We start from the raw sequence: 15,971 nt of genomic DNA on the forward strand, positions 1-15,971 counted from the left end.
ATAGGAATGAAAAAACGTCGGCGGGCGTTTGCGAGCGCTCGCTGCAACGTTCTGATTTTCGCCTATCACCTATAGCCCGTTACCCAATTACACTATAAGATATTGGAGATGTCATGGCGGAAAGCACCGTGGTTAATATGCGTGTCAGAAAAAGCTTCGGCAAGATACGTAAAATTGTTGAAATCCCTGATCTGATCGGGATGCAACGCGACTCATACAAACGATTTTTACAAATAGGCGTCCCGCCTGAAAAGCGTGAAGATATCGGTTTGCAGGCGGTATTCAAGTCTGTTTTTCCCATCAAGGATTTTACGGGAAGCGCCTCGCTGGACTTCGTATCTTACCGCTTTGCCGAGGTGAAGCATACGGTTCAGGAGTGTATCCATAAAGGGATGACTTACGAACTGCCTGTGCGCATTACCGTCCGATTGGTAGTAAACGATATCGATAAAGAGACCGGGGTTTCCAATATCCGTGACATCAAGGAACAGGAAATCTATTTTGGTACGATTCCCCTGATGACGGATAAGGGCACGTTTATCATTAACGGCACCGAACGGGTAGTCGTCAGCCAGCTGCACCGCTCGTCGGGCGTGTTTTTCGACCACGACAAAGGCAGCAGTCATTCCAGCGGCAAGATTATCTATACCTCACGGATTATCCCGGTGCGGGGCTCCTGGATCGATATGGAGATCGATCCCAAGGATATCGTCTATATTCGGATCGACAGGCGTCGCAAGTTTCCCGTAACACTGCTTTTTAAAGCGTTCGGTTATTCGGCCGAAGACATTTTGACGTATTTTTATAGTACCGAAAAGATCCAGGTTAAAGGTAAACGCTATTTAAAGGAATTTAATCCCGATTTGCTCAAAGGCCAGCGGGCCGGTCGCGATATCAAGGATCCGGTGTCCGGCGAGGTGGTGGTAAAAAAGGGGCGGATGTTTACCAAGCGTGTGCTTGCCCAGTTAAAAGCCAGCAATACGACAACGATTCCGGTGGGTTTGGATGATATCACCCATAAGGTCTTTGCCCATGCGATTGTTGATCCCAAAACCGGTGAAACGGTTATAAAGGCCAACGATCTGGTGGATGAAGAGACCCTCCTGAAACTGAGCAATGCCGGCATTAATGAATTTGAGCTGCTTTTTATCGATGAAATGTCCAGCAGTGATTCTATTCGCAAGACACTTTTACTGGACAAGGTGGAGACCAAACAGGACGCCCTGATTGAAATCTATCGGCGCCTCAGACCGGGTAACCCGGCTACGCCGGAAGTGGCCCAGGATTTTGTTGATCACCTGTTTTTCAAATCGGCTTATTACGATCTGTCCAGCGTGGGAAGACTGAAGATCAACCTGCGACTGGGGATCGATACGCCCATCAATATCGTCACCCTGAGAAAGGAGGATATTCTCCTAACAGCCAAGACGCTGATTGCCCTCCGGGACACCCAGGGCGTTGTGGACGATATCGACCATCTGGGAAACCGACGGGTCCGTGCCGTCGGCGAGCTGCTTGAAAATCAGTATCGGATCGGTCTGGTGCGGATGGAACGGGCCATTAAAGAACGGATGAGTCTCCAGGAGGTGGATGCCCTGATGCCCCATGACCTGGTGAATCCGAAACCGGTTTCGGCGGTTGTGAAGGAATTTTTCGGCACCAGCCAGCTCAGCCAGTTCATGGATCAGACCAACCCGCTTTCTGAAACAACCCACAAGCGGCGGCTGAGCGCCCTCGGACCGGGGGGGTTGACCCGTGAACGCGCCGGTTTTGAGGTCAGGGACGTGCATCCGTCTCACTATGGGCGCATATGCCCCATTGAAACACCGGAAGGACCCAATATCGGGCTGATCGTCTCTCTTAGCACGTATGCGCGCGTGAACGATTACGGCTTTATTGAAACGCCATACCGGGTCGTTAAAGATTCCACGGTAACCAACGAGGTCAAATTCCTGAGCGCCTTTGAAGAAAAGGAACTTCCCATTGCCCAGGCAAACGCCCTGGTGGATAAAAAAGGCAGCTATGTCAATCAACTGGTTACGTCGCGGGTTGCCGGAGAGTTTATGATGGTCAACCGGGAAGAAATTGAACTCATGGATATTTCGCCCAACCAGCTGGTCAGTGTATCGGCTTCGCTGATTCCTTTTCTGGAAAACGACGATGCCAACCGGGCGCTGATGGGATCCAATATGCAGCGGCAGGCGGTTCCGCTTATCATGAATCAGGCCCCCCTGATCGGTACGGGCATCGAAGGGGTTGTCGCCAAAGATTCCGGCGTGGGAGTGGTGGCCCAGCGTGATGGTGTGGTGGATGCGGTTGAAGCCTCCCGTATCGTTTTGCGACATGCGCCGGCTAAGGATCGCAGCGCCAAAGACGTGACCATCTATAACCTGGCGAAATTTAAACGTTCCAATCAGAATACCTGTTTTAACCAGCGTCCCATTGTTGAAAAAGGCCAGCGCGTTAAGGCCGGCGATATCATAGCCGACGGACCCGCCACCGACAAGGGCGAACTGGCCCTGGGTAAAAACGTCACCGTGGCGTTTATGCCGTGGGAAGGGTATAATTTCGAAGATTCGATTCTGGTGAGCGAACGACTGGTTCGTGATGGTGTTTATACCTCCGTCCATATTGAAGAGTTTGAAGTCGTTTCCCGGGACACCAAGCTGGGAAAAGAAGATATTACGCGGGATATTCCCAATGTGGGCGAAGAAGCACTCAAGGACCTGGATGAAAGCGGTATCATTCGGCTGGGGGCTGAGGTTGTTCCCGGCGACATCCTGGTGGGAAAGATTACGCCAAAAGGAGAAACGCAGCTTTCACCGGAAGAGAAACTGCTGCGGGCCATCTTCGGGGAAAAGGCCGGCGATGTTAAAGACACTTCTTTGAGGGTTCCTCCGGGTGTCGAAGGGATTGTCATTGATGCCAAAGTCTTTTCGAGACGGGGGGTTGATAAGGATGAACGCAGTCGACTGATAGAAGATGCTGAAATCGCCGCCCTTAAAAGAGACCGGGACGACGAAATCCGGATCAATGAGGAAATCGCCCGCGGGGAGATTGAAAAGCTGCTCATCGGTCAGAAATCTGAAACCGTGATAAAACGGGGCAAGAAGATTTTACTGCCGAAAGGCAGCAAGATCGACGCCGATACACTGGCGGGAATACCGCTGGCGCAGATCGAGGGGATCGTATTGCAGGACCCCAAGGCGACCGAAAAAATCCATGATATCCTTGAACAGTATCGTCAGAACTGCGACCGCTGCCGGGCCGAGCTTGAAGAGCAGGTCAGCCGCTTTGACCGCGGGGATGATCTGGCTCCCGGCGTCATCAAGATGGTGAAGGTTTACGTGGCCATGAAACGAAAACTTTCGGTGGGCGATAAAATGGCCGGCCGTCATGGCAATAAAGGGGTGGTATCACGGGTTTTGCCCCAGGAGGATCTGCCGTATTTTGAGGACGGCACCCCGGTGGATATGGTGCTCAACCCGTTGGGGGTTCCGTCGCGAATGAATGTGGGGCAGGTTCTGGAAATTCATCTGGGTTATGCCGCCAAAGGGCTGGGCGCCCAGATCAATAAACTGCTGGAAGAGAACAAGCTAAAGGAAGTGCGCACGAAGATGAAGCGGATATTTTCCGATTCAGATACTCCCAAGATGCTCGACGGCCTGAATGAAAAAGCGTTGGTCAATTTCGCCCGGCAATACCGCGACGGTGTGCACATGGCCACCTCTGTTTTTGACGGCGCCAAGGAAGAAGAGATCAAGGCGCTGCTGGATGAAGTTGGATTATCCACATCCGGGCAAGCCACCCTGTACGACGGGCGCACCGGCGTACCGTTTAAACAGAAGATCACGGTGGGCACTATGTACATGCTGAAACTGCACCATCTGGTTGACGATAAGATTCATGCCCGTTCCATCGGGCCGTATTCACTCGTTACACAGCAACCCCTCGGCGGCAAAGCCCAATTCGGCGGCCAGCGGTTGGGGGAAATGGAAGTATGGGCCATGGAAGCCTATGGCGCAGCCCATGCGCTGCAAGAGTTTTTAACCGTCAAGTCGGATGATATGGCGGGTAGAACGCGGATGTATGAAAAGATCGTTAAAGGCCAGAATACATTGGAACCGGGCATCCCGGAGTCCTTTCGGGTTCTGACAAAAGAACTTCAGAGTTTGGGTTTAGATGTCAAACTACTTGAAGGAAAAGATGAATAAGGAGAAGCCCTTGGAAACTCTATATGATTTTTTCGCTAAACCTAAAGACCCTAGACTTTATACCGGTGTTCGCATCGGTTTGGCTTCATCGGAAGAAATTCTGCAGTGGTCGTTTGGGGAAGTAAAAAAACCAGAAACCATTAATTATCGAACCTTCAAACCCGAACGCGACGGTTTGTTCTGCGCAAAAATTTTTGGTCCCACCAAGGATTACGAATGTAACTGCGGCAAGTACAAACGCATGAAGCACAGGGGCGTTATCTGCGAAAAATGCGGCGTGGAGGTTATCCAGTCCAAAGTCCGTCGGGACCGGATGGGCCATATTGAACTGGCCACCCCGGTTTCTCACATATGGTTTTTAAAGAGCCTTCCGAGTAAAATCGGCAATTTGCTGGATTTAACGCTCAAAAACATGGAAAAGGTTCTTTACTTTGACAACTACATCGTTACGGATCCCAAAGACACCGATCTGACCCGCTGCCAACTCCTGTCGGACGAGAAGTACTACGAAGCCTTGGAAAAGTACGGGTCAAAATTTGAAGCGGGGATCGGCGCTGAAGCGGTCAAAACCCTGCTCGAACAGATCGACCTGGAGAAATTATATGTTGAACTGCGGGCCGAGACGCGCTCGACCGGCTCGGTGGCCAAGCGCCAGAAACTGTCCAAGCGGCTTAAAATTGTGGACGCCTTCCGGCGCTCCGGGATCAATCCCGCCTGTATGGTGATGAGCGTCATTCCGGTCTTGCCGCCGGATCTGCGGCCGCTGGTTCCGCTGGAAGGCGGTCGCTTTGCCACGTCCGACCTGAACGATCTCTATCGCCGGGTGATTAACCGCAACAACCGTCTGCAGCGGCTGATCGACCTGAAGGCGCCTGACATTATTGTCCGCAACGAAAAAAGGATGCTGCAGGAATCCGTGGATGTTCTCTTTGACAACGGTCGTCACGGTCGGGTGATTACCGGGAGCAACAAGCGGCCGCTGAAATCTCTCAGCGATACGCTCAAGGGAAAACAGGGCCGGTTCCGCCAGAACCTTTTGGGGAAACGGGTGGATTATTCCGGACGGACCGTCATCACCATCGGCCCCAATCTTAGGCTGCATCAATGCGGTCTGCCCAAGAAGATGGCGCTCGAGCTCTTTAAGCCGTTTATTTATTATCGATTGGAGCAAAAAGGACTTGTTTCCACCGTAAAAAGTGCCAAGAAAATGGTTGAACGCGAAACCCCGGAAGTCTGGGACACTTTAGATGAAGTCGTCAAGGAATACCCGGTAATGCTGAACCGCGCGCCCACACTCCATCGGCTGGGGATTCAGGCCTTTGAACCGATTTTGATCGAAGGCAAGGCGATCCGGCTGCATCCGCTGGTATGTACGGCTTTTAACGCCGACTTTGACGGCGACCAGATGGCGGTTCACGTCCCCCTGGCGGTGGAGTCGCAGATCGAAGCCCGGGTATTGATGCTCTCGAGCAACAATATCCTTTCACCGGCCAATGGTGTGCCGACGATTGTGCCGACCCAGGATATCGTTCTGGGGATTTACTATATGACCCGGGGGACCAAGCAAGCCAAAGGAACCGGCATGATATTTGCCAATCCGGAGGAGGTGCGCGTCGCCTTTGACGCCGGCGAAGTCGAGTTGCATGCCGAAATTACGGTCCGAATGGGGTTGAGTCGATACGACACAACCGTGGGACGGATATTGCTCTGGGAAATCATTCCCAAGGAGAATCTTTTGGTCCTGCGGCATATCATGACTGCGTCGGAAGACGCCGCCAAAGACATTCAGGCCCAGATAAAGGCCGGCAAGCCCTTTGTCGACATGGTGAAAGCATCCGAAAGCGCCGACAAAGAGAAGGACGGGCATATCGGATTGCTGCGCAAGGATGAATTCATTCGGATTTTTAATGCTTCCGATAGTGACGCCGATGGCGTATATTCGCTGAACAGAGGAGACGTCAGCGCTGTTATTTTCGGCGACAACGGCTACCATCTGTTTGAAGTTGTCGGGAAAAAACCTGAAATTCCGTTTGAAGTCATGAATCATGTCATGGACAAGAAAAGGCTCAGCGAACTGGTCGATTATGCCTATCGGAACCTGGGCCCCAAGGCAACGGTCATTCTTTCGGACCGTCTCAAAGACATCGGTTACAAGCACTCAACCGAAGCCGGCCTTTCCATTTCGATTGATGCCATGATTACCCCTGCATCCAAGCGGGACCTCCTGGATGAAGCCGAAAAGCAGGTCACTGATATCGCCAAGCAATACACCGAGGGGCTGATTACCCAAGGGGAAAAATATAATAAGGTCGTGGACATTTGGGCCAAGGCCACCGATGATGTTGCCAATGAAATGATGGAAGCCATGAAAACGGCACCGTCTATAGACAGGGAAGGCAAGCCGATTACGGACGCTAAAGGCAAACCCGTCATGGTGGAGAGTTTCAACCCCATATACATGATGGCGGATTCAGGCGCCAGAGGCAGTAAGGACCAGATGCGTCAGCTGGCCGGCATGCGCGGGCTGATGGCGAAACCGTCCGGCGAAATTATCGAAACGCCGATTACGGCTAATTTCCGTGAGGGGCTTTCGGTCTTGCAGTATTTTATCTCTACCCATGGCGCCCGCAAGGGGCTTGCCGACACCGCTCTGAAAACGGCCAACTCCGGGTACCTGACCCGACGCCTTGCGGATGTCGCCCAGGACTGTGTGGTTAGCGAGCCTGATTGCGGAACCATGCTGGGGGTTGATGTTGAACCGCTGATGGAGGGTGGTGAAATTATCCAGCGGCTGGGCGAACGCATCCTGGGACGATATCCGGTTGATAACATTGTCGATCCGTTTACCGACGAGGTGATCGTCCGGTCCAGCGATGAAATCGATGAAGATGCCGTCAGAAGAATTGAAGATGTCGGCATCGCCAACGCCAAGATTCGATCCGTACTGACCTGTAAGACCAGACATGGTGTTTGCGCCAAATGCTACGGCCGCGATCTCTCCCATGGCCATGCGGTTGAAATCGGACAGGCCGTCGGAATTCTGGCGGCCCAATCCATCGGCGAACCCGGCACCCAGTTGACCATGCGTACCTTTCATATCGGTGGAACCGCCAGCCGGCGTGTTGAGCAGGCCGATGTCCGGGCAAGGTTGGACGGCTCCATTAAATTCGACGATCTCAATGTGGTCAAAAATGCGGAAAATATACTGGTGGTCATGAACCGCAGGGGGGGGGAGTTTGCGATTGTGAGCGACACCGGCCGGGAACGGGAACGCTATCCGGTCATTTATGGCGCCCACATCCTGGTCAAGGACGGTCAGAAAGTGAATGCCGGGGATCTTCTGGCAACCTGGGACCCCTTTACCACACCCATTATCACCGAGGTGGAGGGAACCGTGAAGTACGGGGATATTACGCCCGGTAAAACCCTGCAGGAAAAAGTCGACCCGGTAACGGGTATGTCCAGCCGCACGATCATTGAATCCAAAAGCGCCGAGGTGCGGCCCCGAATTTCCATTAAAGATGCCGATGGTAAAACCGCCAGCCTGCCGAAGTCATCCGGCGTTGCCCGGTATGTCCTGCCGGTCAACGCGATTTTGCTGGTTGAAGACGGCGATACGGTCAAGGCCGGTGACATCGTCGCAAAACTGCCCCGGGCAACCACCAAAACAAAAGATATTACCGGCGGCCTGCCCCGTGTGGCCGAGCTTTTTGAAGTACGCAAGCCCAAAGAAACTTCGGTTTTGAGTGAGATTGACGGCTACGTCGCCATTTCCAAAAGTACCAAGAAAGGAAAGCAGAAGGTAACGGTTTCGCCGGCCGATGTCGGGGAAAATAAGGAATACCTGATTCCCCAGGGCAAACACATCAATATTTATGACGGCGATTACATCCGCGCCGGTGAACCGATCATCGGCGGTTCGGCCAACCCCCAGGATATTCTGAATATAAAGGGGGATGTGGCGCTGGCCCGATATCTGGTGGATGAGGTTCAGGAAGTCTATCGCCTCCAGGGCGTCCGGATCAACGACAAGCACATTGAAGTCATCGTTCGCCAGATGATGCGGCGTGTTAAAATAACCGCGGTGGGTGATACCGATTTTATCCTGGAAGAACAGGTTGACAAAAACACATTCGAAGAAGCCAATCTGGCAGTGGTTGAAAAAGGCGAAAAGCCGGCCATGGCCGAACCGCTTATTCTGGGCATTACCAAGGCTTCGCTGAGCACGGACAGTTTTATATCGGCGGCATCCTTTCAGGAGACGACCAAGGTTCTGGCGGAAGCAAGTATTGCCGGTACGGTGGATAACCTGCGGGGGTTAAAGGAAAATGTGATTATGGGAAGAATTATTCCGGCAGGGACCGGATTTCATCTGTATAACCCCACCACGACCGATGGCGCCTAATGGACCGGTTTCAGCCGTTTATCGACGATATGTTCGGCGGCTGCCGGGTGGTCTGAACAGTGTGACGGCCATGCCGGATGGAGGGAAAAAAATAAATGCTTGGGAATGTGATTTTAGACATAATAATGCTTGACAATTTGGTTTTAAATTTATAACTTTCAGCTTTTTATGACCTAATAAAATTTAGGTCGAAACGTGTAAAAAAGGGGAAGATATGCCGACGATTAACCAGCTGATCCGAAAGGGCCGCAAACGGATACAAAAGAAAACCAACACGCCTGCGCTCAAAGGTGCTCCCCAGAAAAGAGGGGTATGTACCCGGGTGTATACTTCTACGCCCAAAAAACCCAACTCGGCTTTGCGTAAAGTGGCACGTGTCCGGCTGACCACCGGCATTGAGGTAACCGCCTATATTCCCGGAATCGGCCACAACCTGCAGGAGCATTCCGTGGTGCTGGTTCGCGGCGGCCGCGTCAAGGACCTTCCGGGCGTCCGGTATCACATCGTCCGGGGGACGCTTGACTCGCTGGGTGTTGCGGATCGGAAACAGGGGCGGTCCAAGTACGGGGCCAAAAAACCAAAATAGGATTAGAATTCAATCCCGCCAGAGCGGGACAGGATTCAAGTTTCACAATTAATTGGAAAAATTACCAATAACGCAAGGGTACAGCAGATGCCAAGAAGAAGAGAAATTCCGGAAAAAATCATTATACCCGATTCCAAGTACAATAATAAGCTGGTATCGAAGTTTATCAATGCGATTATGCGAAACGGCAAAAAAAGCATTGCCGAATCCATTTTGTATGATGCCATGGATATTATCGCAAAAAAAACAAGCGATCCGGCAATTAAAGTGTTCGAGAAAGCCGTTGATAATGTTCGGCCGATGATTGAAGTAAAATCACGACGCGTGGGCGGATCGACCTACCAGGTGCCGACTGAAATTCGTCCCTCACGGCGAACCGCATTGGGAATTCGGTGGATCATCAGTTACGCCCAGGGTCGTTCTGAAAAAACGATGGCGAACAAATTGGCAGGTGAATTACTGGACGCAGCCAACCAGAGAGGTTCGGCGGTAAAGAAAAAAGAAGACACGCATAAAATGGCGGATGCAAACAAGGCCTTTGCCCATTTTCGGTGGTAGTGAATGAAAAAAATGTGTGCATGAACACCCGGCCGGGGAAATCCTGACCGTATGACTACGGTAAAGCCCGGGCGCTTGATGCAATAATTTTTTCAAGGGGAGGACGAGAGATGGCGAAGCAGAAATTTGAGCGGACCAAGCCGCATGTGAATGTGGGGACGATCGGCCATATCGATCATGGCAAGACGACATTGACGGCGGCGATAACGAAGCATATGGGATTGAAGGGTCTGGCGGAGTACGTGCCGTTTGACCAGATCGACAAGGCGCCTGAGGAGAAGGAGCGCGGCATTACGATCGCGACGGCGCATGTGGAGTATCAGACAGCCAATCGTCATTATGCGCATGTGGATTGTCCGGGTCATGCGGATTATATCAAGAACATGATCACGGGAGCGGCTCAGATGGACGGCGCCATATTGGTTGTGGGAGCGGATGACGGACCGATGCCCCAGACGCGGGAGCACATACTGCTGGCGCGTCAGGTGGGGGTGCCGCGGATCGTGGTATTTTTGAACAAGTGCGACATGGTGGATGATGAGGAGTTGATTGAGCTGGTGGAGCTGGAGCTGCGGGAGCTTTTGGACAAGTATGAGTTTCCGGGGGATGACACGCCGATTATCCGGGGCAGTGCCTTAAAGGCGCTGGAGAGTGATGATCCGGACAGTGCCGAGGCCAAGTGCGTATTTGAGCTGATGGAAGCGATCGACACGTTTATTCCGGAGCCCAAGCGGGACATCGACAAGCCGTTTTTGATGCCCATCGAGGATGTGTTCAGCATCTCGGGGCGCGGCACGGTGGTAACGGGTCGAGTGGACCGGGGGATCATCCATGTGAGCGATGCGATCGAGATTGTGGGCATCCGGCCGACGGTAAAGACGGTGTGTACGGGCGTAGAAATGTTTCGCAAGCTGTTGGACGAGGGTCGTGCGGGGGACAATGTGGGGTTATTGCTGCGGGGGACCAAGCGCGAGGATGTAGAGCGCGGCCAGGTGGTGGCGATTCCGGGATCGATTAAGCCGCACACGAAGTTCAAGGCAGAGGTATACATATTGAGCAAGGAAGAGGGGGGACGGCATACGCCGTTTTTCAATGGGTACCGGCCGCAGTTTTATTTTCGGACGACGGACGTGACGGGGATATTGCAGCTGCCCGAGGGCGTCGAGATGGTGATGCCGGGAGACAATGTAACGATATCGGCCGATTTGATCACGCCGATCGCGATGGAGAAAGAGTTGCGGTTTGCGATTCGTGAAGGCGGCCGTACGGTGGGCGCCGGCGTGGTAAGCGAAATAATCGAATAACCATGAAAGATAGAAGCAATGATAACGAACAGTAAAATCAGAATCAGACTCAAGGCTTATGATCACAAGCTTTTGGATCAGTCGGCGACTGATATAGTGGATACGGCCAATAAAACCGGCGCAAAAGTGGTGGGTCCGATTCCGTTGCCGACGCGGATCAATAAGTTTTGCGTTTTGCGATCTCCCCACATCGACAAAAAATCTCGCGAACAGTTCGAAATCCGAACCCATAAGCGACTTTTGGATATTATTGATCCCACCCAGCAGACGGTGGATGCGTTGATGAAACTGGATCTTTCTCCGGGCGTTGACGTAGAAATAAAATTATAGCACAGGGATTGAGAGCGCTATGAGCAGAGGACTGTTAGGTAAAAAATTAGGAATGATGAGTCTGTTTTCATCAGAAGGCATCATGCAACCCGTTACCGTTGTACAGGTCGGTCCCTGTGTGGTAACCCAGATAAAGACGATTGCGACAGACGGATATAATGCGCTGCAGCTGGGGTTTGGAGAGAAAAAGGCTTCACGCCTCAACAAACCGATAACCGGGCACCTGAAAAAGAGCGGCGAGGGGCGTTGCGCTGTCCTGCAAGAATTTTCGGTGGACAAACCGGAAGACTATCAGTTGGGGCAATCCGTTACCCTGGAAGTCTTCAATGTCGGGGAACGGGTTGATGTGGTTGGAAAAAGCAAGGGCAGGGGATTTAGCGGCGTCGTAAAACGGCACGGTTTCCATGGCGGTAAAGATACCCATGGCAGCATGAGCCATCGGGTCCCTGGCTCCATCGGTACCAGCGCCTGGCCTTCACGGGTCGCCAAGGGGAAAAAAATGCCCGGGCAATACGGCAATGACCGTATTACGATCCGCAATCTGGAGATTGTCGAAATCCGGCCGGATCAACATCTGATTTTATTAAAGGGCGCCGTACCGGGGTTCAAAACTGGAATTGTTTCCATCAACAAAGTAAAACTTAAGAAATAGCTACAAATTTGGGACAACCTACAGCCTCCAGGGGTGGTTGCCACCGATAGATCCATAGAGGATAATTATGCCAGTTGTTGATGTATTAAACACCAAAGGTGAAAAGGTTTCACAGACCGAACTTGCGGACAGCTTGTTTGATGTTCCTGTGAAACAGAGCGTCTTGCACGAGGTTGTCACCATGCAGTTGGCCTGCCGGCGTGCGGGAACAGCATCCGTCAAACACCGTTCCGATGTCAGCGGAAGCGGGCGGAAACTCTTTCGCCAGAAGGGTACCGGACGTGCCCGGCGGGGGGATATTAAGGCCCCGCCCTTACGCGGCTCAGGTTCGATCTTCGGCCCGGATCCCCGTTCATACAGCTACCGGGTGCCGAGGAAGGTGCGCAAAATGGCCCTTAAAATGGCTTTAAGCTGTAAACTGAAAGATAACCAACTGGTTGTGCTGGATGGATTCAGCCTTGGGAAGATCCGCACAAAGGATTTCATGGATGCCTTGAACAGCCTGGAAGTCCAAAACGCGCTGATCATTATCGATCAAAAGGATGAAAATCTGGAACTGTCATCCCGCAACGTGCCGGATGTTAAGGTTCTTAGAACGGAAGGCTTAAACGTGTACGACATCCTTAAGTATGAGAATCTGGTCCTGCTGGAGTCTTCGATCAAAGGAATTGAAGGGAGGCTGCTCTCATGATTCAGTATGATATTATCAAACGTCCGTTGATCACCGAAAAAACGAGCATTCAAAAAGAAGCCGCCAATCAGGTTTCCTTTGAAGTGGACCGCCGGGCGAACCGGGTTGAAATTAAACGGGCGATTGAAAAGATATTTAGTGTCAGGGTTTCAAGCGTGAAAACCATGCAGGTTAAAGGAAAGACGAAACAACGCGGCCGAATTGTCGGGAAACGCAAAGATTGGAAAAAAGCGATTGTGACATTGTTGCCGGGCGAACGGATTGATTTCTTCGAAGGCGTTTAACAAATCAGCGAACAAGGGCTGATCGTCGGCCGGAGGGCCGGATAACACACCTGAATATGAGGAACAAGTAATGGCAGTAAAAAAAGTAAAACCCACGTCTCCTGGCAGGCGTTTTCAGATTTATTCAACCTTTGAAGAGATCACTAAGGATGTACCTGAGAAAAGCCTGCTGAAAAGAATTAAAAAAACAGGCGGACGCAATGTGAACGGACATGTTACCTGTCGGCATCGCGGCGGCGGAAGCAAACGGCATTACCGCATCATTGATTTTAAGCGGGACAAAAACGGGATACCGGCCAAGGTGGCGGCCATTGAATATGATCCCAACCGCTCGGCCAGAATTGCGCTGCTGCATTATGTCGATGGTGAAAAACGTTATATTTTGGCGCCGCTGAATCTGGCGGTGGGCGATAGTGTACTTTCCGGTCCCCAGGCCGATATTAAACCCGGCAATACGCTTCCCCTCAGCAACATCCCTTTGGGAACCCATATCCATAATATCGAATTGCGCATCGGTAGAGGCGGACAGATTGTCCGGAGCGCCGGGACATTCGCGCAGTTGATGGCCAAAGAGGATAGGTATGCCCTGGTTAAGCTACCTTCCGGCGAAGTGCGCATGATATTACTGCAATGCACAGCCACGATCGGTCAGCTTGGCAATGTGGTTCACGAAAATATTTCCCTGGGCAAAGCAGGCCGGACGCGTTGGCAGGGGAGACGTCCCAAGGTGCGCGGGGTTGCCATGAACCCGGTCGACCATCCCATGGGGGGCGGCGAGGGAAGATCCTCAGGCGGGCGACATCCCTGCTCACCGTGGGGGATGCCCACAAAGGGATACCGTACCCGAAAAAACAAGCGTAGTGATCGTTATATCGTTAAAAAGCGGACAAAAAAATAGGACTGAATCCGATCGTTAATTCAGTGGACAGCAAATAAAGATACCAGGAGAAGTTATGCCTCGATCGTTAAAAAAGGGACCTTTTATTGAGCCGAAATTGTTAAAGAGGGTCATGGCGACGCAACAATCCCGCAGCAGTCGGGTTATTAAAACATGGTCAAGACGCTCGACTATTATTCCTGAAATGGTCGGCATTACCTTGGCGGTTCATAACGGCAGGAAATTTATACCGGTTTTTGTGTCGGAAAATATGGTCGGTCACAAACTGGGAGAATTCTCTCCGACACGAACATTTTATGGACATGCCGGTGACAAGAAATCAAAACTGAAAAAATAAATTGATGACAACACTTCTAACGAAAAAAAAGGAATAACAGTGATGGAGGTTAGAGCGGTTTCGAAATATATACGCGTTTCTCCTCAAAAGGTTCGAACGCTGATTGGGGCCGTCAAGGGCAAACCGGTTGAAGCCGGCCTCAATGCGCTGAAGTTCATGCCGCAAAAGGCGGCCAAAATTTTAGAAAAAACGCTTCGCAGCGCAGTGGCCAATGCCGATCAGAATCCGGATATCGATGTTGATGCGTTGATTATTCGCAATATCACTGCTGATCAGGGGCCGACCTTGAAGCGCTTCCGGGCCAGGGCGCGCGGTAGAGGCGCCCGGATTTTAAAGCGAACCGCACACATAACAGTCACTTTAGCTGAGAAATCGGTATAAAAAGGAGGTTGGAGCTTGGGTCAGAAAGTTAATCCGATCGGATTGAGATTAGGGATCGTCAAGACATGGGAATCTCGCTGGTATGCCGGCAAGAATTATGCGGATTACATCCTTGAAGACTATAAGATCAGAAAATTTCTCAAAAAGAAACTCTATCATGCCGGTATTTCCCGGATTGAAATTGAAAGATCATCCAAGCGTGTTCGGCTTCGGGTTTTCACGGCAAGACCCGGAATCGTTATCGGAAAAAAAGGCGCTGAAATTGCTCAACTGAAAAAAGAGCTTGAGAAAAAGATGTCGTCGCAGGAAGTTACCATCGACATTCAGGAGGTTCGCAAGCCCGAGATCGACGCGCAGCTTCTGGCTGAAAATGTCGCCTTGCAGATTGAACGACGGGTCGCTTTCCGACGCGCCATGAAACGGGGGGTTACTTCGGCCATGCGGTTTGGCGCGCTGGGGGTTAAAATCATATGCGCCGGCCGGTTGGGCGGAGCTGAAATGGCCCGAAGGGAGTGGTACCGTGAAGGGCGCGTACCGCTGCATACCCTACGGGCCGACATCGATTATGGTTTTATTGAAGCACGAACGACTTACGGCATCATCGGGGTGAAGGTGTTCGTCTTTAAAGGAGAGATTTTAAAAAAGGAACAACTTGAGTCGGCAGTTAATGAATAATAGGAGAAATTGGACATGCTCAGTCCCAAAAAAGTAAAATTTCGCAAACAACAAAAGGGCAAAATGAGAGGTGTCGCCCGTAGAGGCTGCAGCTTGGATTTCGGCGAATTCGGACTGCAGGCGATTGAATGCGGCGCTCTCAGTGCCAAGCAGATTGAAGCCGCCCGTATTGCCATGACCCGCCATGTTAAAAGAGGCGGTAAAATGTGGATCAGAGTATTTCCGGACAAACCGATTACCAAAAAGCCCGCTGAAGTCAGAATGGGAAAGGGCAAAGGCGCACCCGAGGGGTGGGTTGCGGTTGTACGTCCCGGCAGAATTCTTTACGAGATGGAAGGTGTGACGCGAGAATTGGCCCAAGAAGCACTCCGCCTTGCCGCACACAAGCTTTCGGTTAAGACCCGGTTTGTGGAAAGGAGCACGCGCTGATGAAAGCGAGTGAGATAAGGGAACTAAGCCGGGAGGAAAGAGCGCGCAAACTTGTTGAGTTGAAGGAGGAGTTGTTTAACCTGCGATTTCAACATGAAATCGGCCAGCTTGAGAGCCCTGCTAAAATGAAACAGATTAAACATGATATTGCCAGAATAGAGACCCTGTTGCGTGAAACTTCCTTACAGGGAGCGCCCAATAACACTAAAACGGAAAAAGAATAGTCG

At 51.6% G+C, this 15,971-nt stretch carries 15 protein-coding genes; all 15 read left to right on the top strand.

What is annotated here, in order from left to right; all coding sequences use genetic code 11:
- Positions 1 to 113: 113 nt before the first annotated feature.
- On the top strand, positions 114 to 4,214 hold the full coding sequence (rpoB, locus tag P1P89_00200) for a DNA-directed RNA polymerase subunit beta (protein ID MDF1589902.1): 4,101 nt from the start codon (positions 114 to 116) through the stop codon (positions 4,212 to 4,214).
- A gap of 10 nt (positions 4,215 to 4,224) precedes the next feature.
- Positions 4,225 to 8,619: a DNA-directed RNA polymerase subunit beta' gene (gene rpoC, locus P1P89_00205; protein MDF1589903.1), complete on the top strand. Its 4,395-nt coding sequence runs from the start codon at positions 4,225 to 4,227 to the stop codon at positions 8,617 to 8,619.
- Between the two features lie 214 nt (positions 8,620 to 8,833).
- A complete protein-coding gene (gene rpsL, locus P1P89_00210; GenBank protein ID MDF1589904.1) occupies positions 8,834 to 9,205 on the top strand; it encodes a 30S ribosomal protein S12 in 372 nt (123 codons plus the stop codon).
- Between the two features lie 87 nt (positions 9,206 to 9,292).
- Positions 9,293 to 9,763, top strand: a complete 471-nt coding sequence (rpsG, locus tag P1P89_00215) for a 30S ribosomal protein S7 (protein ID MDF1589905.1) — start codon at positions 9,293 to 9,295, stop codon at positions 9,761 to 9,763.
- 110 nt (positions 9,764 to 9,873) lie between these two features.
- Complete coding sequence (gene tuf, locus P1P89_00220) at positions 9,874 to 11,067, top strand: elongation factor Tu (GenBank protein ID MDF1589906.1); 1,194 nt, start codon at positions 9,874 to 9,876, stop codon at positions 11,065 to 11,067.
- A gap of 18 nt (positions 11,068 to 11,085) precedes the next feature.
- Positions 11,086 to 11,397, top strand: a complete 312-nt coding sequence (rpsJ, locus tag P1P89_00225) for a 30S ribosomal protein S10 (GenBank protein MDF1589907.1) — start codon at positions 11,086 to 11,088, stop codon at positions 11,395 to 11,397.
- 19 nt (positions 11,398 to 11,416) lie between these two features.
- The gene (rplC, locus tag P1P89_00230) at positions 11,417 to 12,049 is read left to right on the top strand and encodes a 50S ribosomal protein L3 (protein MDF1589908.1); all 633 of its coding nucleotides are present in this window, start codon (positions 11,417 to 11,419) and stop codon (positions 12,047 to 12,049) included.
- A 67-nt stretch (positions 12,050 to 12,116) separates the two neighbouring features.
- Positions 12,117 to 12,740, top strand: a complete 624-nt coding sequence (gene rplD / locus P1P89_00235; GenBank protein MDF1589909.1) for a 50S ribosomal protein L4 — start codon at positions 12,117 to 12,119, stop codon at positions 12,738 to 12,740.
- On the top strand, positions 12,737 to 13,024 hold the full coding sequence (gene rplW / locus P1P89_00240) for a 50S ribosomal protein L23 (GenBank protein MDF1589910.1): 288 nt from the start codon (positions 12,737 to 12,739) through the stop codon (positions 13,022 to 13,024). The genes rplD and rplW overlap by 4 nt, the downstream gene beginning before the upstream one ends.
- A gap of 70 nt (positions 13,025 to 13,094) precedes the next feature.
- Positions 13,095 to 13,922 carry a 50S ribosomal protein L2 gene (gene rplB / locus P1P89_00245; GenBank protein MDF1589911.1) on the top strand — a complete coding sequence of 276 codons (828 nt, stop codon included), beginning with the start codon at positions 13,095 to 13,097 and terminating at the stop codon, positions 13,920 to 13,922.
- Between the two features lie 55 nt (positions 13,923 to 13,977).
- Positions 13,978 to 14,259 (top strand): 30S ribosomal protein S19, encoded by a 282-nt coding sequence (gene rpsS, locus P1P89_00250; GenBank protein ID MDF1589912.1) that lies wholly within the window; start codon positions 13,978 to 13,980, stop codon positions 14,257 to 14,259.
- 42 nt (positions 14,260 to 14,301) lie between these two features.
- Positions 14,302 to 14,640 carry a 50S ribosomal protein L22 gene (gene rplV, locus P1P89_00255; GenBank protein MDF1589913.1) on the top strand — a complete coding sequence of 113 codons (339 nt, stop codon included), beginning with the start codon at positions 14,302 to 14,304 and terminating at the stop codon, positions 14,638 to 14,640.
- Between the two features lie 15 nt (positions 14,641 to 14,655).
- A complete protein-coding gene (rpsC, locus tag P1P89_00260) occupies positions 14,656 to 15,315 on the top strand; it encodes a 30S ribosomal protein S3 (protein MDF1589914.1) in 660 nt (219 codons plus the stop codon).
- A 15-nt stretch (positions 15,316 to 15,330) separates the two neighbouring features.
- Positions 15,331 to 15,744, top strand: a complete 414-nt coding sequence (gene rplP, locus P1P89_00265; protein ID MDF1589915.1) for a 50S ribosomal protein L16 — start codon at positions 15,331 to 15,333, stop codon at positions 15,742 to 15,744.
- Positions 15,744 to 15,968 carry a 50S ribosomal protein L29 gene (gene rpmC / locus P1P89_00270; GenBank protein ID MDF1589916.1) on the top strand — a complete coding sequence of 75 codons (225 nt, stop codon included), beginning with the start codon at positions 15,744 to 15,746 and terminating at the stop codon, positions 15,966 to 15,968. Before rplP ends, rpmC begins: the two co-directional genes overlap by 1 nt.
- The last annotated feature ends 3 nt before the right edge of the window (positions 15,969 to 15,971 follow it).

The organism is Desulfobacterales bacterium, from assembly GCA_029211065.1.
Lineage (GTDB): Bacteria > Desulfobacterota > Desulfobacteria > Desulfobacterales > JARGFK01 > JARGFK01.